At 64.7% G+C, this 249-nt stretch carries 1 protein-coding gene; it reads right to left on the minus strand.

Translation table 11 applies throughout. The annotated features are described in order from the left end of the window. A partial coding sequence (locus tag ACLJNW_RS27265) for a BON domain-containing protein (RefSeq protein ID WP_410961679.1) occupies positions 1–249 on the minus strand: 249 nt, incomplete at both ends.

Consider the following 249-nt stretch of genomic DNA (forward strand, 5'->3'; position numbering starts at 1 on the left):
CTTCTGCACCGTGCGCGCGGCCTGTTCGGCCTTGCTCTTGAGGTCGGCGCGCGGGGTCTGGCCGGCGATCAGAACGATGCCGTTGTAGCTGACCACGACGATGTGAGAGTCCTTGTCCAGGGCCGGATCGGCCTTGGCGATGTTCACCGCGGCCTTGGTCTCGATCAGCGAGTCGTCGATCTTGCTGCCGATGGTTCGGGTCCCGCGATCGTCGTCGATCGGTTTGTCCCGGGTGGCGCTGAGGAAACT

This window comes from Salmonella sp. SAL4457 (assembly GCF_046548235.1).
Taxonomy (GTDB): Bacteria; Pseudomonadota; Gammaproteobacteria; order Enterobacterales; family Enterobacteriaceae; genus Salmonella; species Salmonella enterica.